The sequence below is a fragment of the Spirosoma agri genome, from assembly GCF_010747415.1.
Taxonomy (GTDB): domain Bacteria; phylum Bacteroidota; class Bacteroidia; order Cytophagales; family Spirosomataceae; genus Spirosoma; species Spirosoma agri.
Map to the genome: position 1 here is coordinate 117433 of NZ_JAAGNZ010000001.1, position 25341 is coordinate 142773.

Below are 25341 nucleotides of genomic sequence, written 5' to 3' on the forward strand. Positions count from 1 at the left end.
GTTCCTTTAAAACCGCCACCTTGTCTGAATCTTTACTTCCGATTTATGAGGTGCGTTAATCTGGTCAAGGTCGGAGCCGATGGTTTTTTGATCAATCATATCGGTTCGTGACCAGCGCATCCAGATCGACAAGTGCTGGTTCAGGTTGTATTGTACCAGCAGATAGTGTCGAAAGCCGTGATTAAAATAGGCCGGAAAAGAAAACGCGTATAAAACGTCGCGCTCGTACACATATTGGCGGCTGTCGTAATCGTCCGTCCCGAACAGAGCTATTCGTCCGCTAATACTCAATCGCCGAATGTCCAGAGTAGCATCCTGAACCAGCACAAAGCCATTGGACGGCGGCTGACCCGCATACGAGAAGCTGCCAAACTGAATGCGGGACCGTAACGATAATCCCCGCGTGAGCACATAATCAGCGTTCAGTGCTAGGTTTCGGCGCGTTGTGCCAACCGTCTCTTTGGGATCACTATCGGGTAGATTCTTTTCTTTGTGCTCGTCGTGATAAACCAGATAGAAAGCCGTTTGCCGGTTGGGCGTGTAACGCGCCTGGAGTAAGTAATCAAACCCACTGGACGGCTTATCGACCAGGTACTTCAGCCACGGGAAACGAAAATAATCGATGAAGCCGCCAAGGGTGAGCTTTCGGTAAAGGCTGTATTTCAGGCCCAGGTAAGCCCCCGACTCGTTGATGGTGCGGCTTCCTTCACTAAAGCCATTGCTGTAAAAACTGTGAAAATTTCGGTCATAATGCCGTAGCGCGACGGCCATGTCCACTTTCTTCGTTAGGCTTGCCAGCGTACCCGCAACGGCACCGATTTCCCCCGAATTAGTCACAGAGCCACTACTCCGCGCGATCTCACCGAAGAAATTCCAGTTATGCCAGATGTATCCACCGTGCAGGCCCACGACCAGGTTTCGGTTTCCCGTAAATTCATACTGATTATAAGGCAAATTGCGTCGCTGGTAAGCGTGGTCAAAGGTTGTTTGCAGGATGGTCAGACCGGCCTGTACCTGCTGCCGGTTGTGGTATAGCAGATGTGTACCAATGTTGGTTTCGAGCAAACTACCCTGATCGTCGAGTTCGGATTGGGTCCGGTGCAGACCTGATGTTTGCAGAGAAGTCGCCATAATCTCCTGATTGGCGATGGTCATATTGGCGTCGCGTCGGTTGCGGGCGGCTATGAGGGTAAGGTCCAGCGTGGGACGAATGGCATAGGTAGCCGTAGCACCTCGGAAATAACCGTACTCCGTTAAGGACGTATACGGTCGGGCCCCCAGCGTTGGCCGTCGAACCGTCTGTACCGTTTCGGCGCTTTTGCCCAGCACAAAACCTGCCGACAGCACCAGACCCTGCCCAATCTGTACCTGATAATCACCAAGCAGGATAGTACGCCAGCGACCTCGATTCTGCACCTGCGCATGAAAAGAAATGTAATCGGCACCGTACCGGCGGATGGACGGTTGCCAGTCTATAGGTTCGCCGGAATCTTTCTCTAGTGTGAAACCGACACTAAACGCCCGTGGCCGACTGTAACGATAACGGGCGTACCATTGCTGCGCATTGCCGAGATAGCGCGTTGGTAACTTACCATTTTTGTCGGGCGTCGCGTCCGAAAATCCTTTCTGCTGCTCCAAAACTCGCTCATAGCGTACGAGCAGGTAGTTGTCTATAGGCGTTGGCAGGGTTCCGAACAGGCGTGGATTGCCTGCTACTGTCACAAACGGGAGGAGCCGTCGAATCGTTGGCAGATCGAAGTCGGGTACAGCCTGAAGCTCATAAATTGACAATAGATCGCCAAATTGAGCCCGGTAAGTCGCCAGATTACTCAACTGCCGTTCGGTCAGGAGGTAGGTGGCCGCCAACTCATCACGCGTTGCTGTGTTCAGATCAAGCGGATTGGCATAAAGCTGTGTCAGTGCATCGTAAACAGACGGGTAGTCAATGCCTTCCGTCTGAACGGGAAACAAATCCTGTATGTACCGGCTGATAGCGTCAGTCGATCGATTCGGTTGCGTTGATTGGCAAACGGCTTGATTATCAGTGAGAAAATATGCTACGATAGACAGACAAACCGTACGCATAACTACGTACGATGTGAACCGGCCGATTCTGATTACAAACGTCATCTGACTTTGACGAATGCAGTCAAATTAGGTAACTAATATTGCGCTTATAGTTGACTAATCGATACGATCTGAATTGCCCCTTATGAGAACCGTCGTTTCAGGATTTCGACCAATTCGCTGACTTCATCACTGCTCATATCCCAGAGGTATTGGGATGCGTATCGATACGAAATCAGATCAAGCGCCTGACCGTAGTTGCTCAGCGTGTCAATTTCATCAATGGCATTATTATAGGCCCCCGTGTTGCCGTTGAAAAGCTGATTGATGAACCGGAATTTCTGGTTGAGCGAGATGCTGCGCGCTACACTTTCGATGGGTGCTCTGGTAAACGCTTCAGCTACGGATTCTGGCTCGGCAGGTGTAGACAGCCGAATCGTATCGTTCAATGTGGGCGTTGACTCCGTTGTATGGTCAATAGTAACGGATGTATCGTTCTGATCGACTGATGGTTGCGAAATAGCGCCGGTCTGCAACTGCGATGGCTGACTGGTGGGTGCAACCGGTTCCGGACCGGGTGTATTACCGAGAAATAAAGAACCTCCCGAACTGGAAAAATCGTCGGGGAGCGGTGCTGGTGTTGGATCGGGCTGCGGAGGAATGGCGGGTGCTATGCCTTCGGTAGACCAGTTCGTTGTTGACGTCGTGTCGAGCGCAACCAGCGGAGCCGGGGGAACTGTTGGCTCGATGGCCGTATCGAAAAACGACCGTCCGGGGGTTGCCGGAATGCTGTCGGGAACATGACTGCGGAGTAGGGCCGGCACATCCATCGGCACTTTTTCGGAAAATAGCGCGACGAATTTATCGTAATGTTCTAGTTCGTGGCCACGCTGCGTCAGGGCTTCGTCCAGGAAATTCAGGGCCTGGTTGACGTACACAAAAGGCTTGCCATTCATCCGTTGGGCGATGTGTGCCGGGACAAACTGGTTGATTTTCGTGTACCGGGTTATTTGCTTCAGGGCCGTAGCCGTAAGCGTAAATTCCGGTTGACTGCGCAGAATGTCATCAAAGTAAGCGCGCGGATCAAAAATCATGGTAATTGTCCGACGGGTTGCCTCGGCCAGTAAAGGCTCCAGCTGTTCACGCCGAACCGAAATATGCTGCGACACCACGTTCATGAAATTCTGCAACGCTTCCTGAACATCAGCATTGGTAAAGTCGAAATAGGGACTACGGAACTTCTCCGCGTCGCTCTGCCACTTTTCCGATAGGCTGCTGATAACGAACAGGTTGATCTGACTGATGGGTGTCAGCGCCAGAATTTGCTGCCCGCTGATGGTTGAATGATGCTGGTAAAAGTCGGAGGCTGTCCGACGGGCGTATAACTTACTGTATTCGGTGAGCGCGTTGGCGTTAAACTTGTTCGACATCAGGAAAAGCCTTTGTTTTGTAAAGATAAAGTTTTCGGACACAAACCACTTTTTGGCCCTTAAAGAAGTTAAAAAAAAGTGGTTTAAGCCTTAATGTAGGCCAACGATCCAACGCTCGACCTGGTTGCGCGTAAAGATCGACTGGCCTCTGAACCGACTGGCACCAAATGTTTATTGAAACCACTCGACGACCTGAGCCACCTCACCTTCGCACCGGCTGGATTGAGGTAATTTGCGGCTCCATGTTCTCCGGAAAGACCGAAGAACTGATCCGGCGGCTCACGCGCGCACGAATCGCCAAACTGAAGGTCGAGATCGTTAAACCGGCTATCGACACGCGGTATGACGCAGAAAATATCGTTTCGCATTCGTCGCTGAGTATTCAGTCAACACCTGTGCAAACAGCGGGCCAGATAATCGCCCTCACCGGGGACTGTGATGTAGTTGGTATCGACGAAGCCCAATTTTTTGATAAAGAGATTGTCGATGTTTGCCGAATGCTGGCCAATCAGGGAAAACGAGTAGTGCTGGCCGGTTTGGACATGGACTATTCCGGACAGCCGTTTGGTTGCATGCCCCAACTCATGGCCATTGCCGAATACGTAACCAAAGTCCACGCAATTTGTGTAGTCTGTGGCGATATTGCTCAATACTCTTACCGACTCGTGCCTTCCCAGGAACGAGTGCTTCTCGGTGAAACGGATAGTTACGAAGCGCGCTGCCGACGTTGTTTCAATTTGGGCGACAAAGCCGGTCGAAAAGAATGGGCGTACGAAGACGTTCGCGAAAATGAGTGACTACAGGGCTGGCATCCCAGGCAGGAACGAGAGCTGTAGCCAAATCAAGTTGCGGTTCAGGCGATTCAGTTTATGGGGCCTAATGCTGGTAGCCATCGTTCATCAGTCGGTACTGGCCCAAATTGGTAGCTGGCAGACCCACGTCAGTTATCGCTCGGGCCAGTCGATAGCCATAACCCCAGCAACCGTTTACGCAGCTACGCAGAATGGCCTCTTCTATGTAGACAAAGCCACGAATGAACTCGTTGTAGTATCAAAAAAAGATGGATTAAGTGATGTCGGTATCAGCCGATTGCTCTATCTGGCCGATCAGCAACGGATATTGATCGCCTACCGAAATGGCAACCTGGATTTTCTGGCTCTATCAAACGCTGGTGAGCCAGCCGGAGTTGTCAACGTCAATACGATTCTGGCGGCCACCAATCTCCCTGCGTCACGTACGATCTATCACATCAATCGCGTAGGATCGAACGCGTATCTCAGCACCGATTTCGGACTAGTTGTACTGGATGTGGTCAAAAATGAGATTCGGGATACGTACTTTAGTCAGCGTGCCGACGGATCGGCTTTACCGATTTATCAGACAACGACAACGGCTGATAGTCTCTATGCGCTGACGGCACCGCTGATCGCGACCGAAACCGGCCGACGACTTCGGGCCATTCGGTTTGCCGCTAACGTTAACGTTGCTGATCCCGCTAACTGGAAAAGGATTGCGGAGCCGGGAATCCAACTGGAGTCAATCGTCACTAATCAGGGTCGCTTGTCCGCAACAGTCAATGGACAGGGTATTTACGAGCGGCAGTCAGGTCGGTGGGTTTTGTCCCAGGCACTGACCCGTTCACTGGTTCGCCAATTCCCAACCGCCACTACGCCAATTTTAGCGACGACCGGAACAATAACCACGCCAAACGCAGGGCCGTTCACGAGTTCGCTGGTAGTAAATCCCCGCGATGCTGCGCTGGATGGTAGCGCGATTTGGATCGCGGATACGCAGAACGGGTTACTGTCGGGTAGCGGAGGAACTTTGCGGCAAATCGCTCCCGAAGGTCCGGCTCAGGATCAGTTCGCTGGACTATATGCCTACGCACAATGGCTCATTGCCCTGCCCAGAGGGCCGCAGGACACGACCGCACTAACCGTAAGTCAACCTCCGGTTGAGGTGTTGGCTGTTCCTGACGAGCGTTGGCTCACCGTTTCTGGAACGGGAGTCGTGTCTGGATTCAATTCAGCCGCGTATCTGACCGCCGAGCAGAAACTGTACCTCTCCAGTTATGGAGGTGGTTTGTGGGTTCAGAATGATGATCTGACGCTCACTGCCGTCACGTTGCCCGCGACTATCGTGCCGTTTATTACGAGTCTGGCTACGGATATTGACGGAAATTTGTGGATGGCAACGGGCGGTCCAATATTTCAACGGGCTACGCTCCATGTACGGCGACCTGATGGACAGTTTCAATCTTTTTCGATCGTCAATGATCAGAGTATCGTGCAGATTGTTCCCGACGATAATGGCTTCTTATGGCTCCGACTTGGCTTTGGCGGTGTGCTGGTCGTTGATCCGCAGGCGAATCGTATTCGCTACCTGAGTACGCAGACCGGGCAGGGCGGACTGCTGACCAACGCGGTTCGTACGTTGGTAAAAGATCGAAACGGAGCCATCTGGGTAGGCACCGATCTAGGGCCCACTGTTTTTGATAGCCCTTATGGCGCATTTGATGCCACCATCGATGCGCAGCCACCGTTGCTGAACCGGCGTCGATTACTGGCAAACGAACCCGTCACGGCTATTGCTGTTGACGGCGGCAACCGGAAGTGGATCGGCACGCGCGATGGCCTTTACCACGTTTCGCCCGATGGGTCGCAGCTACTCGACACATTTACGGCGGCTACCAGTCCATTACCCAATAACGCCGTTCAGGCGATCGCGATCGAGCCGATCAGTGGCCGTGTCTTTATCGAAACCGGAACGTCGGACCAGCCCAATGGTATCATTTCGTATCGGGGACCCGCCACCGAACCGGCCAGCGCGCTGAGCAGTCTAACCATTTTTCCGAACCCGGTGCGACCCGATTTTACGGGGACCGTTGGTATCAATGGACTGACCGACAATTCAACCGTGAAAATTCTGGACGCGGGTGGTCAGCTGGTGTATGAGGCCCGTTCGCAGGGTGGTTCGGCAACCTGGAACCTGCGCGATTATCGGGGGCGGTCAGCGCAGACGGGTATTTATCTGGTGGTTGTCGTGACGGCCGATGGGACCGAGGGGCTTGCCGGAAAGCTGGCCGTTGTCCGGTAAGCAAACCAGATTGATTCGGGATGAGTTGTGAATCTGATTGTTTGTTATTGCCGTGTTACGTATTTCCTAGACTGATCCGATATGCTTCACCTCGATGCCCAAAACACTGATGTTCTCCAGGATTACTTACGCCGACGTGGCTGGCTCGATACCGAAGAAAAGATCGAATCGGTCGAGAAGCCCGGTGAAGGAAACATGAACTATACCGTCCGGGTGATAACGCCCAACCGAACACTGATTGTCAAGCAGTCTCGGGACTATGTGGAGAAATACCCAACGATTCCGGCTCCGGCTAATCGGGCGGTTATCGAAGGGCGATTCTACCAGAAAGTTCAGCCGATCCCGATGCTGGCCAATTATATGCCCCAACTGCTGGGGGCCGACGAAGACAATAATATTCTGGTGCTTCAGGATCTGGGCACTGCCCGTGACTACACCTTTCTGTATCAACCTGGTCAGCTTTTGAGCGATACGGATTCGGTGGCCCTAACGGCCTATCTGTCTGAGCTTCATCATCAGTTTCTGGTCGAAGAGCCCGATCCGATTTTTGCCAATCAGGCTATGCGAGAATTGAATCACGAACACCTGTTCAAGTATCCGTTTCTGGAAGAAAACGGATTTGATCTCGATACGATTCAGCCGGGTTTGCAGGCGCTGGCAATGCCTTACAAACGCGACGCCGACCTGAAAAAGAGCGTCCGACAATTGGGCGAACGCTATCTGGCCGACGGTACGCGAAGAGGAGCAACAAGTGCTCCTAAAGCACTCTTGCACGGTGATTATTATCCCGGTAGCTGGTTGCAGGCAACGATCGGTGATGAGCTTGTCATTAAAGTGATCGACCCGGAATTCTGTTTCTACGGTCCTCCGGAGTTCGATCTGGGAGTAATGATTGCCCATTTGATGATGGCGCAGCAGCCGCTCTCGACGCTGGACACAATTTTGGCAACTTACGAAAAACCTGCGGGTTTTGATGATACGCTTCGCCAGCGCTTCACGGGCGTTGAACTTATGCGCCGGTTGATTGGACTGGCTCAACTCCCGTTAAGTCTGTCGCTCGAGCAAAAACAATCGTTATTAAGTGAGGCCCGTCACATGCTTTAATCATCAGCCTATGTCATCTGTTGTTCCTGCGCAACCACGCCGAATCTGGCTCGATACGGATATTATGATCGGGATGAAGGATAAAACACCCCGTGAAGTAGACGATGCCATCGCGCTGATCATGGCGCTTGAACACCCCGATAAAATCGAAATCGTGGGGATCAGCACAATCACCTACGCCAATTACGGACACGATGTGACGCAGAAACTGCTGGGCTGGTACAACAAAACCGGTCGAACGATTCCGGTGTATCGTGGGTCCGACACGGCCCAGGACGTTGGCACGGAAAACGAAGCAACGCGTGCCCTGGCGGATGCGCTTCAATTGGAGAAAATGCCGATTCTGGCTATTGGACCGGTTACGAACGTGGCAACGGTAATTAAAAACCACCCGGAACTGATCCCGCAAATCGAAGAGGTTGTCGTCTGTGCCGGGCGAACACCCGGTTTGCCCTTCAAACCGGGCTTGGAAAAGTTGTCGGTGGGCGATTATAACTTCGAGATGGACCCGGAGTCATTCCGGATCTTGTTTGACGCAGGGGTTAACATGGTGCTGTCGGGTTATGAGTGCAGCGTTTATACCTTTTTGGGGAAGACGGATATTGAGTTTCTGAACAACGCGACCGAAGCCGATCAGTGGGTATATGACCAGCTACGTCCCTGGCAGCAATTTAACGAAGAGCTGTTTGGCGTAGACGGTTTTGTACCCTGGGATACAACGCCCCTTGGCTACCTGACGCACCCCGACTACTTCAAGTATTATCGGGATATTCCCGTTCGAATCAATGTCCGCCAGAGCGATACTACACCCGGCGAAGATAAGCCGTATCTGGAAGTTTCGTACTCGTACGAAAACACACAATGGCGGGCGACCTACGCATATAAAACGCTGCCCGGTTTTGAAGAAATTGTGATCAATGATTTGAAACGGGCAGCGCAGAAGAACGTAGTCACGCGGCATTCCGACAGCCTAGTCCGTAGGGCCGAAGACTAATTTGTCATCTTTAGCTCCACGAACCAGACTGTCGGAATGCCGCACCACCGCGTTACTGTTATTTCTTGTCGTCGTTACTGATTTTACGGCTCTGTTTGCCGCCCGAACTCATCTGGCCGAATTTGTAGCTAAGCGTCAGGCGAACGGAGCGATTCACAAACAGGGACGTGTTTTGTGCCGTGAATGAAGGCGCAAACTGCTCGCCCGTTATTTTGACACTCCGGTTAAATGGGTTATTGAGGTTCAGCGTCAGCGTAACTTTTTTATCCATCAGCTCTTTCTTGGCCGAAAGACCGTAGTAATACCAGCCTGAGTTCCGGCTCTGAAGCGAAATCCATCCCGACCCAACATATCCATTGGCCTGGAGCGTCAGGTCTTTGGGGAGCTTGTAGGAAAAGTTAGGGCTCAGGCTCCATACCCACCCGCTTGTGCGCTGATTGAGGGCAATGCTGGTGAGATCCACGTAGGTAATATCACTTCCGACGCTCAGATTGATGCTTTTCGTGGGCTGAAGGGCCAGGTTAAGATTGGCCCCGTAACTGGCATTTCGACCAATGTTCTGCGGAGTCGTCAGCGCAACACCCTGCGCATCGACCGTCGAGAGCCATTCAATCGAGTTGTTGGTCTGCCGCCAGAAAAGCGCGGCATTGAACGACGAGCCTTCTTTACCGAACGTGCTGTAAGATAATTCCGTTGCGTGGGTCAGTTCCGGATTCAGGAAGGGATTACCCGTCTGGATATTTTTGGGATCACTGTAGTTTTTGTACGGGTTCAGATACCAGATCAGCGGGCGCGAAATTCGCTGCGTATAACTGACCTTGACCGTGTGCTTTGTCCAGAGCGTCTTGGCCAGCGTAAAACTGGGAATCAGATTCTGGTACTGGTTGGTAAATCGGCTCTGCGTCGACACAAAATCGCCCTCAATATTCGTGTGTTCGAGTCTTGCTCCGGCGGTAAGGTTCCATTTCCGTTTTGTGTCTACTTTCAACGATGCATACCCCGCCACGACGCGTTGATCGTAGGTGAAGTCGTTGGACCGGCTGGGGTCGATGGCATAATCACGTTCCTGCCCCGACAACGCCTGTTCGATGACAAACTCGCTGCCAATGTTGCGCTGAATGGCTTTGGCACCGGCTTCGGCTTTGAACGTAAGCGTGTCGTGCTTGGTGTAGGCCGTAAACGGGTGCGTGTAATCAGTCTGGAAGGTGTATTCGTTGTTCCGGCTGAGGTTCGTGCTTCGTTCCAGGTAGCTCGGTACTTCCGACTTCATATCCGTCTGGGTAATGGTGTAGTAATAGTTATCGGGCATGCGCGCGTATTGTGTCAGAATCGCAAATTCCCGGCCCGGCTTTTTGAACGACTTCGTCCAGCCCAGGTTAAATTCCGTGTTTCCATATGGATTGCGGAAATTGATGTCACGGTGAAACTGCTGAATGACAGCACCCTGTGGATCGGTCAGGCGGCTATCGAGTGTACTGTTCATCGGGAAGTTACCACCCCAGGCATTGGCCGAAAAGTTGATCCGGTTCGTCGAATCGGGGTCGTAGTCGAGGCTCATTTCCCCGAACCCGCCTGTGCCGGTATTGTCACGACTCGTACTCTGCTGTAAAATACTGCTCGGCTGGTCATTGGTCAGGGCGGTTCGTAGGCTACTGTTCTCTGCGATGTTGCGGTATTGATAGCCGTTCAGGGAGATGGCGAGTCCCAGTTTTTTTCCTTTTACGTTCAAATTACCACCCAACGAACGGTTCAGGTCTCCGCCCGTTACGTTGACGGTCCCGTTTGTGCCCTGAACGCCTTTTTTCGTAATGATATTGATCACACCGGCGGATCCTTCAGCATCGTATTTAGCACCGGGACTCGTGATGACCTCCACCGATTTGATGATATTGGCGGGCATCTGCTTGAGCGCATCGGCCAGATTACGGGCCATAATCGAAGAAGGTTTACCATTGACCAAGACTTTGATATTGCCACTTCCGCGCATTTTCAGGTTACCGTCCAGATCGACCGTCAGCATGGGTACTTTGCGCAGCACATCGACGGCGGTGCCGCCCGTGTTCGACGCGTCTTTTTCGGCGTTGTACACCAGACGATCGCCTTTGTCTTCAATCAGCGCTTTTTGCCCAACGACGTTGACTTCGTTCAGGTTGCGACTATCGGGCGACACCACAATGTTGCCCAGGTCAAGCAGTGGTTTAGCCGCCGAAATCGCTATTTTTTCAATCGTTTTAGTGCGGTAACCGACGAACGAAATGACCAGTTTGTAGGTCCCTACTGCGATCTTGTCCAGAACGAATGACCCTTTTTCGTCCGTCGTTACGCCCGATATAAGTTTAGTATCAGACCCCTGGATAGCCACCGTTGCAAAAGGCACCGGCTTTGTTGAACTGGAATCGGTCAGCGAGCCCGTAATGCGACCCGGATTCGATTGACTTAGGGCCAACATTGGAATAAGAAAGAACAAGGATAGGAATAAGTTTTTCATGAAAAGGTGAAAAGGATAAGGGAAGGGTAATGGCTGATGATGGAGTAAAGCTAAAGCGTCATAAAGGAAGGACATATGCCGTTATGGAAATTTAACATTTCGACAAACGGTCCATTTTCATCGACTAACCCGCTGATTTATATGTGACTGGCGAACTGGAGTATGGAAGGAACAAATTGTCATGTGACATTGCTGATGTGTCGATGCCTTTACGGCAAAGATGCCTTCCGTGGGCAGGAAGTTGCACGGGTAAAAAGATTTATCTGGCCATCCGCTTATATATTGCTGGAAGCCGTAAACGATCGTTTGATGAATCAGGGCATTTTGCCTAATTTTGATCAGTTTTTCAGCCAGTGCTATCGAAACGAGAATTGCTGGTCGATACGAGATAAAACGAAATCAACCGTTCAGGATGAGAGAAATACAGTTCCGCGAAGCCCTGCGGGAGGCCATGTCGGAAGAAATGCGCCGGGACCCGAAAGTCTATCTGATGGGCGAAGAAGTCGCCGAATACAATGGGGCCTACAAAGTCAGTCAGGGAATGCTGGATGAGTTTGGGGCTGCGCGGGTAATTGACACGCCTATCGCCGAATTAGGGTTCGCCGGTATTGGCGTTGGCTCGGCGATCAACGGTCTGCGGCCGATCATCGAATTTATGACCTTTAATTTCTCACTGGTAGCCATTGATCAGGTCATTAACTCAGCAGCAAAAATAATGTCGATGTCGGGCGGGCAATACTCCTGCCCGATTGTGTTTCGGGGACCTACCGGTAACGCCGGCATGCTGTCGAGTCAGCACTCTCAGAATTTTGAGAACTGGTTCGCCAACACATCGGGACTGAAAGTTGTCGTTCCATCCAATCCATACGACGCTAAGGGATTGCTCAAGTCCTGCATCCGCGATAATGACCCGGTCATTTTCATGGAGTCGGAATTGATGTATGGCGATAAGGGTCAGGTTCCGGAAGAAGAATATTTGATTCCGATCGGTCAGGCTAACATCGTTCGCGAAGGGAATGACGTAACGATCGTGTCATTTGGTAAGATCATGAAAGTAGCGATTGCCGCTGCCGAAGAATTAGCCAAGAATGGCATCTCTGCCGAAGTTATCGATCTGCGGTCGGTTCGTCCGATCGATTACGCAACAATCATTAACTCGGTGAAGAAAACAAACCGGTGTGTGATCGTTGAAGAAGCGTGGCCGTTGGCGGCTATCTCGTCGGAATTGACGTACAACATCCAGCGTAACGCGTTCGATTACCTGGATTCACCGGTTATTCGGGTGAACAGCATGGATTTGCCCCTTCCGTATGCGCCAACGCTCATCGAGGCTATTCTGCCGAATGTTAAGCGGACATTGCAGGCTGTGGAAACCGTGATGTATAAGAAATAGGTGATTCGCTGAGAATCGATAAATGCAAAAAAGCATTGGTCGTTATGGCCAGTGCTTTTTTTTGCCCATAAAAAAAGCCCGACCTTGGTGAGATCGAGCCGCTTTCTGGCGTAGTTATTGGTAAAACTAATGTAGACAGCAATTAGTTTCGGGTTTGAAAAATAGGTTGATAGTTTTTCAGAATAGTAGTGCTAATGGAGAAAACTCAGGAAAAGACTGAAAATAGGTCCAACGTACGGTCAACAGGGCGCATTATCTATGAAGTCACTATTCAACACGTAGGGTCGCTCAACCTAATTCGACAGCGAGAACCTACCGTTATTTTTTTCTCAAATCTTCGTAAAGCCGTCGATGCCATCACCGCTGAGTTAGCGCTGATGAATTGGCCACCCAAGGTTAACTATACAGCTGTTTACAGAGGAATTAAGCAGCGGGAGTTTTACAGCTGCGATTTCGATGTGGCGGGAACTCGGGTATTCCGACTAAAAGTTGTCGCCCGAATTTTAAATCCGGCATTGCCTCGTCTGGGCATTGACGATAATCCCGCAGCCTGATGACTGGATTGGCTTACGAGGTGAAGAGCATTAAGCCGGTTCACCTCGTAAGCCAATCCAGACTTAATGAACGACACCCGTCTGGGCAATGACAGGAACCGCTGTCTTTTTTATAGCGGCTAAACCACCCTCTACATTGATCACGTTGTCGAAACCGCGCGCTTTCAGGATTGAGTTAGCCACCATCGACCGATAGCCGCCCGCACAGTGAACGTAAACCGGCTCCGTGCGGTTGAGTTCAGCCAAATGATCATTGATCGTATCGAGCGGTACGTTCTCGGCACCCTCGATATGCTCGGTGCCAAACTCACCCGGTTTGCGAACGTCCACAATCGAAAGGGAATGACTTTCTTGCCATCTGTCGGCAAATTCCTCGGCCGAAATCGATTCGATACTGTCTATTTCGTTGCCGGCTGTTTGCCAGCTGGAAAACCCACCGTCGAGGTAGCCAATGCAGTTATCATACCCGACGCGGGCCAGCCGAACGATCGTTTCCTGTTCCAGCCCGGCGGGTGTTACAAGCGCAATAGGCTGAGTAAGGTCTGGAATCAGCCCGCCAACCCAAGGCGCAAACTGCCCGTTCAGGCCAATATTGATGGCGTTGGGAATAAACCCTTTGGCGAAATCAGCAGCTTCCCGAACGTCCAGAACCACGGCACCCGTTTCATTGACCGCAGCCTCAAACGCTTCGGGTGAAAGAGGTTGACTACTCCGTTTCAGGACACGGTCGAGACTTTCGTAGCCTTCTTTGTTGAGTCGCGCATTTTCGGCAAAGTAAGCGGGCGCTGCTGTCAGACCGTCGAGCACCTGCTCAATAAAGTCAGTCTTCGATTTTGCCCGGAGGGCATAATTGAACCGTTTCTGGTTGCCAAGCGTATCGGTTGTCTCTTTACTCATGTTTTTGCCACAGGCCGATCCGGCTCCATGGGCTGGGTAAACGATCACCTCATCGGCAAGCGGCATAATCTTACTGTGCAGACTATCGTAAAGCATTCCCGCCAGGTCGCGTTCGGTCAGGTCGCCTTTGATGGCCAGATCGGGACGTCCTACATCGCCGATAAAAAGCGTATCACCCGTAAATATAGCGTGGTCTTTTCCCCGCTCATCGATGAGCAGATACGTCGTCGATTCGCGTGTGTGGCCGGGTGTGTGGAGGGCTTTGATACGCACGTCACCTAGCGTGAATTGTTCGCCATCCTGCGCGTGATAGGCATCATACGTTGTATTGGCATTCGGTCCATACACAATAGTAGCCCCCGTTTTCTGGGCTAGATCCAGGTGGCCCGATACAAAATCAGCGTGGAAATGGGTTTCAAAAACGTACTTGATGGTGGCCCCTGCTTTTTCCGCTTTCCGGACATAAGGAGACGTTTCACGAAGCGGATCGATGATGGCTGCTTCGCCATTGCTTTCGATATAATAGGCTCCCTGAGCCAGACAGCCCGTATACAATTGTTCGATAATCATACGTAGTGCGGGTGAAACCCGCATGATTCATTAATAAAAGCGTGCTTCCATCCGCAACGGCGGACCGCCCGCACTACATCACTTCCCGGCTGATCATGTAACAGGCGACCGCCAGCACAAACCAGCCAAATCCTTTTTTGAGTCGGTCGGGCGGCACGAAACGCGCCAGATACATCCCAATGAAAATACCAATAATGGATAAACCCGTAAACGGTAGCAGAAAATTCCAGTCCAGGTCGGTATGCTGAATATCACCAGCAAATCCTACGAACGAATTGACCGCAATAATGAAAACCGAGGTTGCCACCGCCCGGTGCATGGGCAGCCCGGCCATTAGAACCAGCATGGGAACGATCAGAAAGCCTCCCCCCGCGCCAATGGTTCCGGTCAACAGTCCAACCGCCAGGCCGTCGAGTGCCAACGACCCATATCGTGGATGACCGTCGGCGGCTTCACCCTGCTCGGGGCGGGTGCTGCCGCTAATCATAGCGCGAGCCGCCAGAATCATAACCGTCGCGAAAAAATACAGGATGGCGTCGCTCTTGGCTAGAGCAAAGGTATTCACTTGAAACAGCGGGTCGGGCAGGGCCGGAACCAGAAAGCGACGGCTCAAGTAGATGGATATAAAGGAGGGCAGCGCAAAAGTCAGGGTAATGCGAAGATCGACCCGCTTTTTCAGAATATGATTGATCGATCCAACCAGCGAAGTCGTACCCACCACAAAGAGCGAATAGGTGGTCGCCAGCATGGTTGGGATTCCGAACACATACACGAAAATAGGGACCGTTAAAATAGAGCCACCGCCACCAGCCAGTCCAATGACCAGCCCGACAATCAGGGCTGACGCATAGCCTACAAATTCCTGTCCACTCATCACAGCGCAAAATTACGCATACTTCGTTTACTCGCCCGGTTTCACAAAAAACAAACGGCCTCCGGTGAATTCCGGAGGCCGTTTGTTAGCTATAACCAGTTGCTACAATTCTTGTTTATTCCTGCGTTTTGTTCAGGTGGCTATGCTTACGGCTGTACAGGAAGTAAACGATGACACCCAGCGTACACCAGATCACAAACGATATTTTCGTGTCTGTCCGCAGGTTATACATCAGGTACAGGTTTGCGCAGATACCCAACGTAGCGACGACGGGTAAGGCCGGTGTCTTGTAAGGGCGCTCCAGATTCGGTTCGCGAACGCGCAGTAGCCACACTGCCCCGCAAATCATGGCAAAGGCCAGCAGCGTTCCCGACGAGCACAGTTCCGAAACTTTATCGATTGGGGTCAACGCAGCGACAACCGAAACGATAGCACCAACGAGAATGGTACTCTTCCAGGGCGTTTTAAACGTTGGGTGGATAGAGGCAAACAGGTTTTTAGGTAACAGACCATCTTTAGCCATACCCAGGAAAATTCGGGTTTGGCCCAGCATCATCACCAGCATGACCGAGGTTAGACCGGCGATGGCCGCAATCGTAATCAAATAGACAGCCCAGGTAAGACCCTGATCAGCAAATGCCTGAGCTACAGGGGCTTTTAGATCCAGGGCATCGAACTTAACCATACCCGTCAGTACGAGCGAAACCAGAATGTACAACACCGTGCAAATAACCAGCGATGCGATAATCGCAAATGGAACGTCTTTCTTCGGGTTGATGGCTTCTCCGGCCTGCGTCGAAACGGCGTCAAAACCAATGTAGGCAAAGAACACGATACCCGCTGCCGTTACGATTCCATTAAATCCGTAATGCTGCTGACCACCCGCGTCAATGACTGGCTCCGGAATAAATGGTGTCCAGTTGGCAACATCTACGTAAAACGAGCCGGCGATAATGACGAAAATAACGGTCGCTACTTTCAAAATTACGATAGCGTTGTTCGTGCTGGCGGCTTCTTTGATGCCTTTTACCAATACATACGTAACGCACCAAACGATCAGAAAGGCAGGCAGGTTAATCGCAAACGCGAAATCGGGGATGCTTTCTCCGGCAGCCCGTAATTTCTCCGCCTTTTCCTGCGCCGTAACGGGGTCGTTCATCAGCCAGAGCGGTGGGTTGATACCAACGAGATGCAGTAATTTCTCGAAATAACCGGACCAGCTTACGGCTACCGTCGTGGCCCCCATCATGTATTCAAGAATTAGATTCCAGCCGATAAGCCAGGCGAAAATTTCACCAACCGTACCGTAGGAGTACGCATAGGCCGATCCTTCAACGGGTAGAATAGAGGCAAACTCTGCGTAGCAGAGAGCGGCAAAGGCGCAGGCAACGCCCGCCATAACAAATGCCAGTGCCAGTGCAGGGCCCGCCCATTCGTTGGCGGCAATACCGGTGAGTACGAACACGCCCCCGCCAATAACGGCCCCGATACCAAGTGAGGTTAGCGACCAGCGTGTCAAGACACGTTTGAGTTCGCTTTTTTTCATGTCAGCTTCGTAGGCCGCTAACGGCTTCTTCCGCCAAATGCTCGTATCCACTGGTTTCAATTTGGTTTCCATGTAGGAAAATAGAGTTTGGTGATAATGGCTTTTAGTAAAAGATTCTTAGGTGTTTCAGCCGAAATATACGAAAAATAAAGAGCGAAAGAGAAAACGAGCATAAGAGTCGTCCGCCGAAGCGGTGAAAAACCGATTGGATGGCTTTCTCTCTTTTACTCGTTTACCCGTTCGCTCTTCTGTCTTTCAACCTATGACTGCGATGGACGAATCAACGGTGTTTTCGGTTTTTTCTCCTTTTTGGCCGTAAACTCTTCGGGTGTAGCTGGTGCTGCACTCGTAAAGTCTGACGGAATAGCGTCGAAGCCAACTTTCTTTTCGATCGTTGTTGGTGTATCGTTGTCTTTCTCCTGGTCGCGGCTCAAGGCGTCAACCACGATCGGCGTTGCTACGAACAGCGACGAGTATGTACCGACAATGACACCGATCAGCATCGCGAACGAGAAGCCCCGAATCGTTTCACCACCGAAGATGAAAAGTACCAGCAGCACAAGGATTGTCGAGAAACCGGTCACCGCGGTGCGGCTCAGGGTACTGTTCAACGCGTTGTTGATGATGGTTGGAATACTTTCTTTCTTGCCCCGGTTTTCGCTGAGGTATTCACGAACCCGGTCGAAGACCACCACAGTATCGTTCATGGAATACCCCATGATCGTCAGCAAGGCTCCGACAAATGCCTGATCGACATCAAGCGAGAACGGTAGGAAACCGTTGAAGATCGAGAAGATAGCCAGAATGATCAGTACATCGTGGAACATAGCAACGACAGCGCCGTACCCAAATGCCAGCCGTTTGAACCGGATGAGGATGTAAACGAAAACGACGGCAACGGCGAGCAGAATCGACCACAGGGCTGAAGTCAGAATGTCGTACGCAATGGTTGGTCCAACTTTCTGCGAGCTTTCAATTTTGGCCGGGTTGCCTTGCAGACTGCTTAAGCCTTTGTAGATCGTGGCTTCCGCGCGTTTGTCGGCGCCCTGCGAATTGTCATCGACCAGATACGAGGTCGTTACTTTCACCTGGTTGGCACCAATACCCGTACCACCGTATGTTTTTACTTCGGGTGATGCACCCAGAACGCCTTCCAGCGAGTTCCGAACGTCATCCGTACTGACCGCCTTTTCGAAGCGAACAACGTATGAACGGCCACCTTTGAAATCGACACCCAGACCAAAGCCCCGGAAAATGACGGAGATGATACCGGCGGCAATGATAACCGACGAAACGGTGTAGTACAGTTTACGACGGGAAACGAAATCGAAGTTCGAATCAGCAAACAGGTTCTTAGCCCACGTTGATGTAAAGGTCAGCGTTTTGCCGTTCCGGATGTAGTATTCAAGCAGCAGGCGCGTGATGAAAATAGCCGCGAACAAGGACGTTAGAATACCGATAAGCAGCGTTGTGGCAAAACCCAGAATCAGCCCTGTACCGAAAATGAAGAGGACGATACCCGTCAGGAAGGTCGTTACGTTCGAGTCGATGATAGACGACATCGCGTTCTTGAATCCATCGCTGACCGCTACCTTAAATGTCTTACCCAGCGCCAGTTCTTCTTTGATCCGTTCGAAAATAAGTACGTTCGCATCGACGGCCATACCGATTGACAGAACGATACCGGCAATACCGGGCATCGTTAATACGGCACCCAACGACGCCATTACGCCCAGCAGGAAAAACAGGTTAACCACCAGTGCAATGTCGGCAATAAGTCCGGCCCGGTTGTAGTAGAAGACCACAAAGCCAAGAACCAGGAGAATACCGACGATTGAGGAAAGCACACCCGCATTGACGGCTTCTGAACCGAGTGTAGCACCAACAACACTTTCTTCTACGATGGTGGTTGGAGCAGGGAGTTTACCGGCTTTCAGTACGTTGGCCATATCTTTGGTCTCTTCAACGGTGAAGTTACCCGAGATGCTCGAACGGCCATTGGGAATCTCATTCTGTACGTTTGGTGCTGTGTAGACCAGGTTATCAAGCAAAATAGCGACCGGACGACCCACGTTGGCGGCTGTCAGGTTTTTCCATTTACGGCCACCTTCTGCATTCATGTTCATCGTCACTTCCGGACGACCACGATCATCGTAATCGTTCGATGCTTCCGTAATCACGTCTCCTTCGAGCGGAGCACGACCACCTGGTTTTTTCAGGAAGTAAAGCGGCAGAATTTCTTTACCATCCGTTGCTTTGAACGTCTTACGATCCCAGGCGAATACGGCATCGGCTGGAAACAGGCTACGAACTTCGGGCGCGTTCAGAACGGCGTTGGCACGAGCCGTATCTTTCAGGTAAACACCCAATTGATCCTGACCAACTGGTAAAAATAACTGGGTTAGGGCCGTACCTTGTGCCGCAGCGGCTGTCGTATCGGCTTTGCCCGTCGAATCTTTCTTAGAACCCTGGGCCAGCTGCGATTCCAGACTATTGCCCGTAGCTGCTGTTCCGGTTGCTGGTGAGGTAGCTGTTGTTTTTGCCGCAGCTTTACGAGCGGCTTCCTGACTCAGCAGATAAGCGCCCATGCCTTCGATAGCCGGAGCCAGTTCGTTAAGCCGGTACACTTCCGTAAATTCGAGTTTAGCCGCTCCCGTCAGTAAGCGACGAATCCGCTCTGGATTGTCGACACCCGGCAGTTCGATCTGGATACGACCGGAACCCGGTAACCGCTGAATATTCGGGTTCGCTACCCCAAATTTATCGACCCGCGCCTGGATGATCTGGAACGCACGACCGAATGCACCGTTCACTTCGTCATTCAACAGTTTCCGAACTTCGGTGTCCGACGACTGAAAGTTGATTTTGCTCCGGTTGGCACTCGTTGCGAAAACGCTCGCCAGTTTCGTATCAGGAGCCAGTTTCTTGAAATTGTTGGCAAATAGGTCTACGAAGCTGGTGTTGCTCGTTTTCTTGTCTTCAGCCGCCAGTTTCAGGGCTTCTGTGAATTTTGGATCGCGGTTGTTGCCTGACAGGCTACGCAGAATGTCGGCTGGTGATACTTCAAGCACCACGTGCATGCCACCCTGAAGGTCAAGACCCAGGCCCAGTTCGCGCTCGGTAACCTCCTGAAGCGTGCTACCCAGGTAAACAGGCTCTTTCCAGAGTGAATCGAGGTAACGTTGTTTTTTAGCGCGGTCAACCTGACCTTGTTTATTGGTTGCGTATGCATCCGCATCGGCTTTGATGCCGCGCGATACAAACGTAAACGACAGGAAGTAAAGGCAGATAGCCGTAATTACGCCCGTCAGAATGAGTATTCCGGTTCGATTTTGCATTAGATAATAAAAATTTGGAAACTGGATTCCGGACGTTAGACACGGTGGTTGAATTGACTAATGAACGACACAGGGTGCTGCGTTAGCGGGTCTAACGTCCGATGTTCACTACTCAACGTCCTGAAAAACTAGGGCGCATTTGTGGCAATATGATGCCCAAAGACAAACTTGAAGTAAGAAAAATAGAAATGCGGAATGGTAAAATGCCGGAGCAGGGGAACGCTCAACAGCAACAGAATAACAAGCGTCGGGGCCGGGAGTAGAAATGCCGTTTGGCTATTTCCGTCTACTGTGATGGCCGGGGTAACGACCGCTTCAAACTGGGCCGCGCTCAGGTGGGCATCCGACGACTGAGAATCCGTCGCTTTACCCGTTTTGCTTTGTTCCGCAACCGCTTTTTTGGTTGTCACCGTCTTATGGTCAACACCGCCACTATACCCGCCAACTGCCAGCGAAAGCAGCAGGAAGGCCAGAAAGAGGCTTGAAAGACGTTGTATGACGCGAGGTTGCTTCATAAAGTTATTAAGCGGATAACAAATTTCGTATCATTTTTTAAACAATGCAAATACTATTTGTATTCTCTGCTGCGAAGCCGCTTTTTTGTATGGGCTGATGCCGATTTGAACTAACGAAAAGGAGGTAAAATCGCCTGTAACGTTGATAAAACCTTAACGTATGAAAACTAGATATAGTCTTCTCGTCGGTTGGCTATTGTTATCTACGCCTGTATCGGCACAACACGTTTTGTCCTTCACAAACGGGCATACGGGCAAAGCCAGTGAAATTGCGTTCAAGGCAAGAACTGTGTTGGTGAAAAGTTTTGATAGCCCACGCGCTCCGCTTCAGGAGATTCCCAAGAATAGCCTTGATCGTATTACGCTGGCCGATGGTGTCGTGCTGACCGCCGGCGAAATCAAGCAACGGCAGTCGCCACCCGATCAAATTGCTCTATTCGTTAAGCAGGAAGCTTTACGGGTCGCTGCCGACGATGGATCACCTCGCCCCGTAGCCTATGAGTGGTCAAACTTTCTGGACAAATCGATGACGCTGACTTCGGTTTTCAGTGATACCAGCTACACGGTACTGACTTTTGTGCGAAGACAGGCCGGGGGTTCACGGTTTATCCTAAGCTCGGCTACCTATTTATACAATCGGCAGGATGTTCGGGAAGCGTACCGGATTGTTCGGGCCGATAAATTTGACCTGGATGTACCCGTTACAATACCTGCTGCCGTCGATTCGATCCAATATAGTTTGTACTTCGAGCGCGTCAGGCCAGGGCTGGATACCATCAATTTCAAAAGTTTGCCTATTGCTGCTGGTCTGATCGGCGGTCCTGTTGGAGGCTATATGATCACTGGTATCGAACTGGATCAGTCGACTCGATTAGGTATGGCCGGGAAGACGGATCTGCCCGTTATGGCGTTCGGAAAGTCCAGAAATTGCATAAGCTGTGGCGGAGTCGCTGCGGTACGGTGTCCTAACTGTCTGGGTGAGCGTACCATCCTCATCACTGAACAACGGCAGGTTCGTGAACGTAACCGATTCGTCTATCGCCCAATTACGGAACGGGTTACCTGCCCTGTTTGTCAGGGTAACGGGAACTTCCGCTGCCCGAATCGGCCAAACCATACCGATGCTCCCTAAGTTAAGAGAGATAAACCTTACGATTACTGTCGGAGCGCATCCGGTAAATTTAGTTACTTTCGCCCCATGAATTTGCACGAATTTATTCAATCCGCCCTAGCCGAAGATATCGGCGACGGCGATCATACTTCTTTATCAACGATCCCGGCTGATGCGCAGAAGCGGGCTCGGCTGCTGGTTAAAGGAACTGGTATTCTGGCGGGCGTGGAAGTGGCCCAAGCAATCTTCGCCGAAGTAGATCCCACGTTCCAGGTTGAGGTGTTGATGCAGGACGGAGCCAGCATTAAACCCGGTGACATCGTGTTGACTGTTAGTGGGAATGCCCGTAACATTCTGACCGCCGAACGATTGGTACTGAACTGTATGCAGCGGATGAGTGGTATCGCTACCCATACGCGCCAGTTGGTCGATTTGCTCGAAGGCACACGGGCCAAGCTGCTGGATACGCGAAAAACGACGCCGAACTTCAGAATATGTGAAAAGATGGCAACCAAAATCGGGGGGGCTGTCAATCACCGGTTCGGGCTGTACGATATGATTTTAATCAAAGATAACCATATCGATTATGCCGGAGGTATTGAAGCGGCTATCAATAAAGCCGTTGCTTACCTAAACGAAACAGGCCGGACGTTGCGAATCGAAGTCGAAACCCGTAACCGGGCTGAGGTAGAAGACGTGCTTCGGATAGGCCAGGTTGACGTCGTTCTGTTGGATAATTTCCAGCCGGATGGCATCCGGGAGATGGTTCGGCTTATCAACGGTCGATTTATCACCGAAGCGTCGGGAGGCATTGACGAGAGTAATCTACGCGCCTACGCTGAAACAGGCGTAGACTATATCTCATCCGGTGCGCTGACCCACCAAATCAATAGTCTGGATTTAAGCCTGAAAGCGTATTGATGCGTGTTGTTCCTGATTGTGATAATGACACAAAGCGCCTGATCAGGAACAACACGTTATTTCTCCATTTCGCGCAATAGCTTGTTCGCGAAGATGAACTCGTTCAATTCCTTCACGTCCGATTGCGTGATCGTGTCGCTGTTGCCCTCCCAGAGTTTGTGGCCTTTGTAGAGGAACATGATCTGCTCGCCAATCTCCATCATGGAGTTCATGTCGTGGGTGATAACAACCGTTGTGATCTTGTATTCATCCGTGATTTCCGAGATAAGCTGATCGATCTTGATCGACGTGAGCGGATCGAGGCCCGAGTTCGGTTCATCGCAAAACAGGTATTTGGGATTAAGAACGATAGCACGGGCAATGCCGACCCGCTTCTTCATACCACCACTGATCTCCGATGGCATCCGATCGCCCGCATTCTCAAGTTCCACCCGTCGCAGACACTCCTGAACCCGATCTAGCTTCTCCTCTTCCGACTGATCGGTGAGCATATCGAGCGGGAAGCGGACATTCTCGAATACGGTTTTCGAATCGAACAGCGCCGATCCCTGGAACAGCACACCCATTTCGCGCCGGATGGTTTTCTGATCGTCCAGATTCGCCGTCAGAAAATTACGACCGTCGTAGAGTACTTCGCCCGAATCGGGTTTGATCAGGCCGATCATACACTTCAGCAGCACACTTTTACCCGTACCGCTACCGCCAATGATCAGACTGGTATCTCCTGGTTTGAACGTTCCATCAATGCCCGCCAGCACCTGACGGTCGCCGAAGGTCTTCGTTATATTCTTAATGTCAATCATAAGGCCGTTACTACGTCAATAATACCTGTGTCAGAACAAAGTCAGCGGCTACAATCGCAATACAACTATTGGTCACAGCCGCTGTTGACGCAGCCCCGACTTCGAGAGCCCCACCTTGTACACTATACCCCTGATACGCTGATATTGTTGATACCAGAAAGGAAAAGACAACGGTTTTGATCAGGGCGAACACAACACCGAATGGTTTGTACTCGAAGCGTAGTCCGGATACGTAATCTTCGGGAGAGATGACACCCGCCAGAACACCAGCGATATAGCCACCCAGGATAGAAAGAAAGCCCGCCATAATAACCAGCAACGGAATCATCAGGACCGATGCGATTACTTTGGGTAAGACCAGATAGGAGCTCGAATTAATGCCCATTACCTCCAGCGCGTCGATTTGTTCGGTGATCCGCATCGTGCCCAACTCGCTGGCTATGTTAGAGCCAACCTTACCGGCCAGCACGATACAGGTCAATGTGGGGGCTAGCTCCAGAATGGTACTGTCCCGCACGATGAGCGCAATAATGTTGTGGGGAACGAACGGGTTTGTGAGGTTGTAGGCCGTTTGAACGCAGGTAACCGCGCCGATGAAGGTGTTGACCAGAGCAACGATAAAAACCGATCCTACGCCGATCGACGTGCACTCGTTTAGAATAAGCCCCAGATAGACCCGCATTTTCTCCCGATTCCGGAAGAGCGACCCCAGAAAAATAAAATAATGACCTAACCGTGACATAACTGCATGTAGCGAAGCAACTCGTCGATCCAACTACCGGATGCGACAACATCCAGAGAACCCCGGCAACGATAGAATGGTTTCTAACGTAACTTGCGCCATATCTTAAAACTGGCCCTGTCTCTAAAAAGTCGGTTTAGTTTAACCGACATTTATTCGTTCTTATGAATCCACTAGTTGTTGTAACGGGGGGCACTAAAGGAATAGGCCGCGCGGTTGTCGATCAATTCGTTACCGAGGGTTTCGATGCCGTTGTTTGTGCCCGGTCGGTTGCCGGTTTGCAGGGAGCGGGGTTATTGCCCTTTGCAGCTGACCTCTCGAAGCGGGCGGGCGTCGAAGCGCTGCTGGCTTATATTCACTCGCTTGATCGGCCTGTCGATGTGTTGGTGAATAATACGGGTGTGTTTCTGCCGGGCCAGATTCAGGATGAAGCCGAGGGCACGTTCGAGCAATTGATGAGCACGAATGTGGGCAGTGCCTATCACCTTACACGCGGCCTGGTTGGCGATATGGTGGTCAGAAAACAAGGTCATATTTTTATGATGTGTTCAACCGCCAGCATTACGGCCTACACGAACGGAGGTTCCTATTGCATCTCGAAGTTTGCGCTGCTGGGCATGAGCCGCGTTTTGCGGGAAGAATTAAAACCGCACGGCGTTAAGGTAACGGCTATCTTGCCGGGCGCTACACTGACCGCGAGCTGGGAAGGAACCGACCTGCCGGAGGAGCGTTTCCTGAAACCGGACGATGTGGCGCAGAGCATCTGGGCCGCGTATTCGCTCTCTAAAAGTGCTGTTATAGAAGAGATTCTTATTCGTCCCCAACTGGGCGATATTTAGCAAGTTGCGGGCAGATGAGTGTTGACTAGCGACTCTTTCGTATCTTGCGGACCGCTTCA

The 25341-nt window shown here is 51.4% G+C and carries 19 protein-coding genes; 9 read left to right on the forward strand and 10 right to left on the reverse strand.

Translation table 11 applies throughout. From position 1 onward, the window contains the following. Positions 1–6: 6 nt before the first annotated feature. Complete coding sequence (locus tag GK091_RS00470) at positions 7–2085, reverse strand: ComEA family DNA-binding protein (RefSeq protein WP_164034689.1); 2079 nt, start codon at positions 2083–2085, stop codon at positions 7–9. A gap of 125 nt (positions 2086–2210) precedes the next feature. After that, positions 2211–3497 carry a hypothetical protein gene (locus GK091_RS00475; RefSeq protein ID WP_164034690.1) on the reverse strand — a complete coding sequence of 429 codons (1287 nt, stop codon included), beginning with the start codon at positions 3495–3497 and terminating at the stop codon, positions 2211–2213. Positions 3498–3664: 167 nt separating this feature from the next. Between GK091_RS00475 and GK091_RS00480 the strand changes: the two genes are divergently transcribed. The 4 genes from GK091_RS00480 to GK091_RS00495 all read left to right on the forward strand — a co-directional run bounded on the left by GK091_RS00480 (position 3665) and on the right by GK091_RS00495 (position 8691). Next, on the forward strand, positions 3665–4294 hold the full coding sequence (locus GK091_RS00480; protein WP_164034691.1) for a thymidine kinase: 630 nt from the start codon (positions 3665–3667) through the stop codon (positions 4292–4294). 82 nt (positions 4295–4376) lie between these two features. Continuing rightward, positions 4377–6593, forward strand: a complete 2217-nt coding sequence (porZ, locus tag GK091_RS00485) for a type IX secretion system anionic LPS delivery protein PorZ (RefSeq protein WP_246202106.1) — start codon at positions 4377–4379, stop codon at positions 6591–6593. Positions 6594–6674: 81 nt separating this feature from the next. Next, positions 6675–7697 (forward strand): phosphotransferase, encoded by a 1023-nt coding sequence (locus GK091_RS00490; protein ID WP_164034693.1) that lies wholly within the window; start codon positions 6675–6677, stop codon positions 7695–7697. Between the two features lie 10 nt (positions 7698–7707). Then, positions 7708–8691 (forward strand): nucleoside hydrolase, encoded by a 984-nt coding sequence (locus tag GK091_RS00495; RefSeq protein ID WP_164034694.1) that lies wholly within the window; start codon positions 7708–7710, stop codon positions 8689–8691. A gap of 58 nt (positions 8692–8749) precedes the next feature. Here the strand turns inward: GK091_RS00495 and GK091_RS00500 are convergent, their stop codons facing one another. Beyond that, the gene (locus GK091_RS00500) at positions 8750–11179 is read right to left on the reverse strand and encodes a TonB-dependent receptor domain-containing protein (protein ID WP_164034695.1); all 2430 of its coding nucleotides are present in this window, start codon (positions 11177–11179) and stop codon (positions 8750–8752) included. A 412-nt stretch (positions 11180–11591) separates the two neighbouring features. Here GK091_RS00500 and GK091_RS00505 point away from each other — a divergent pair, with 412 nt between their 5' ends. After that, a complete protein-coding gene (locus tag GK091_RS00505; RefSeq protein ID WP_164034696.1) occupies positions 11592–12572 on the forward strand; it encodes a pyruvate dehydrogenase complex E1 component subunit beta in 981 nt (326 codons plus the stop codon). Positions 12573–12766: 194 nt separating this feature from the next. Further along, complete coding sequence (locus GK091_RS00510; protein WP_164034697.1) at positions 12767–13126, forward strand: hypothetical protein; 360 nt, start codon at positions 12767–12769, stop codon at positions 13124–13126. A gap of 63 nt (positions 13127–13189) precedes the next feature. Here the strand turns inward: GK091_RS00510 and GK091_RS00515 are convergent, their stop codons facing one another. From GK091_RS00515 to GK091_RS00535, 5 genes are all read right to left on the reverse strand, one after another. Continuing rightward, a complete protein-coding gene (locus GK091_RS00515; protein ID WP_164034698.1) occupies positions 13190–14593 on the reverse strand; it encodes an MBL fold metallo-hydrolase in 1404 nt (467 codons plus the stop codon). 73 nt (positions 14594–14666) lie between these two features. After that, positions 14667–15467: a sulfite exporter TauE/SafE family protein gene (locus GK091_RS00520; RefSeq protein WP_164034699.1), complete on the reverse strand. Its 801-nt coding sequence runs from the start codon at positions 15465–15467 to the stop codon at positions 14667–14669. 115 nt (positions 15468–15582) lie between these two features. Further along, complete coding sequence (locus tag GK091_RS00525) at positions 15583–17085, reverse strand: APC family permease (protein ID WP_164034700.1); 1503 nt, start codon at positions 17083–17085, stop codon at positions 15583–15585. 188 nt (positions 17086–17273) lie between these two features. Next, the gene (gene secDF / locus GK091_RS00530) at positions 17274–20351 is read right to left on the reverse strand and encodes a protein translocase subunit SecDF (protein ID WP_164034701.1); all 3078 of its coding nucleotides are present in this window, start codon (positions 20349–20351) and stop codon (positions 17274–17276) included. A 128-nt stretch (positions 20352–20479) separates the two neighbouring features. After that, entirely contained in the window at positions 20480–20866 is a 387-nt protein-coding gene (locus tag GK091_RS00535; protein ID WP_164034702.1) for a hypothetical protein, read from the reverse strand. A 160-nt stretch (positions 20867–21026) separates the two neighbouring features. Between GK091_RS00535 and GK091_RS00540 the strand changes: the two genes are divergently transcribed. Both GK091_RS00540 and nadC read left to right on the forward strand, forming a co-directional pair. Beyond that, entirely contained in the window at positions 21027–21998 is a 972-nt protein-coding gene (locus tag GK091_RS00540; protein ID WP_164034703.1) for a DnaJ-like cysteine-rich domain-containing protein, read from the forward strand. A gap of 66 nt (positions 21999–22064) precedes the next feature. Next, positions 22065–22898, forward strand: coding sequence for a carboxylating nicotinate-nucleotide diphosphorylase (gene nadC / locus GK091_RS00545; protein WP_164034704.1), 834 nt, complete (start codon positions 22065–22067; stop codon positions 22896–22898). 56 nt (positions 22899–22954) lie between these two features. Here the strand turns inward: nadC and GK091_RS00550 are convergent, their stop codons facing one another. Beyond that, on the reverse strand, positions 22955–23701 hold the full coding sequence (locus GK091_RS00550) for an ABC transporter ATP-binding protein (RefSeq protein ID WP_164034705.1): 747 nt from the start codon (positions 23699–23701) through the stop codon (positions 22955–22957). 10 nt (positions 23702–23711) lie between these two features. Then, entirely contained in the window at positions 23712–24443 is a 732-nt protein-coding gene (locus tag GK091_RS00555; protein WP_164034706.1) for an MlaE family ABC transporter permease, read from the reverse strand. A gap of 164 nt (positions 24444–24607) precedes the next feature. Here GK091_RS00555 and GK091_RS00560 point away from each other — a divergent pair, with 164 nt between their 5' ends. Then, on the forward strand, positions 24608–25282 hold the full coding sequence (locus GK091_RS00560; RefSeq protein WP_164034707.1) for an SDR family oxidoreductase: 675 nt from the start codon (positions 24608–24610) through the stop codon (positions 25280–25282). Positions 25283–25341: the final 59 nt, after the last annotated feature.

Excerpts from the sequence above, each read along its gene's own strand:
- GK091_RS00535 (WP_164034702.1), bottom strand. The coding sequence starts at position 20,866 with ATGAAGCAACCTCGCGTCATACAACGTCTTTCAAGCCTCTTTCTGGCC.
- GK091_RS00475 (WP_164034690.1), bottom strand. The coding sequence starts at position 3,497 with ATGTCGAACAAGTTTAACGCCAACGCGCTCACCGAATACAGTAAGTTA.
- GK091_RS00560 (WP_164034707.1), top strand. The coding sequence starts at position 24,608 with ATGAATCCACTAGTTGTTGTAACGGGGGGCACTAAAGGAATAGGCCGC.
- GK091_RS00555 (WP_164034706.1), bottom strand. The coding sequence starts at position 24,443 with ATGTCACGGTTAGGTCATTATTTTATTTTTCTGGGGTCGCTCTTCCGG.
- porZ (WP_246202106.1), top strand. The coding sequence starts at position 4,377 with ATGCTGGTAGCCATCGTTCATCAGTCGGTACTGGCCCAAATTGGTAGC.
- GK091_RS00525 (WP_164034700.1), bottom strand. The coding sequence starts at position 17,085 with ATGGAAACCAAATTGAAACCAGTGGATACGAGCATTTGGCGGAAGAAG.
- GK091_RS00520 (WP_164034699.1), bottom strand. The coding sequence starts at position 15,467 with ATGAGTGGACAGGAATTTGTAGGCTATGCGTCAGCCCTGATTGTCGGG.
- GK091_RS00505 (WP_164034696.1), top strand. The coding sequence starts at position 11,592 with ATGAGAGAAATACAGTTCCGCGAAGCCCTGCGGGAGGCCATGTCGGAA.
- GK091_RS00540 (WP_164034703.1), top strand. The coding sequence starts at position 21,027 with ATGAAAACTAGATATAGTCTTCTCGTCGGTTGGCTATTGTTATCTACG.
- GK091_RS00490 (WP_164034693.1), top strand. The coding sequence starts at position 6,675 with ATGCTTCACCTCGATGCCCAAAACACTGATGTTCTCCAGGATTACTTA.
- GK091_RS00470 (WP_164034689.1), bottom strand. The coding sequence starts at position 2,085 with ATGCGTACGGTTTGTCTGTCTATCGTAGCATATTTTCTCACTGATAAT.
- GK091_RS00550 (WP_164034705.1), bottom strand. The coding sequence starts at position 23,701 with ATGATTGACATTAAGAATATAACGAAGACCTTCGGCGACCGTCAGGTG.
- GK091_RS00500 (WP_164034695.1), bottom strand. The coding sequence starts at position 11,179 with ATGAAAAACTTATTCCTATCCTTGTTCTTTCTTATTCCAATGTTGGCC.
- GK091_RS00480 (WP_164034691.1), top strand. The coding sequence starts at position 3,665 with ATGTTTATTGAAACCACTCGACGACCTGAGCCACCTCACCTTCGCACC.
- GK091_RS00510 (WP_164034697.1), top strand. The coding sequence starts at position 12,767 with ATGGAGAAAACTCAGGAAAAGACTGAAAATAGGTCCAACGTACGGTCA.
- GK091_RS00515 (WP_164034698.1), bottom strand. The coding sequence starts at position 14,593 with ATGATTATCGAACAATTGTATACGGGCTGTCTGGCTCAGGGAGCCTAT.
- nadC (WP_164034704.1), top strand. The coding sequence starts at position 22,065 with ATGAATTTGCACGAATTTATTCAATCCGCCCTAGCCGAAGATATCGGC.
- secDF (WP_164034701.1), bottom strand. The coding sequence starts at position 20,351 with ATGCAAAATCGAACCGGAATACTCATTCTGACGGGCGTAATTACGGCT.
- GK091_RS00495 (WP_164034694.1), top strand. The coding sequence starts at position 7,708 with ATGTCATCTGTTGTTCCTGCGCAACCACGCCGAATCTGGCTCGATACG.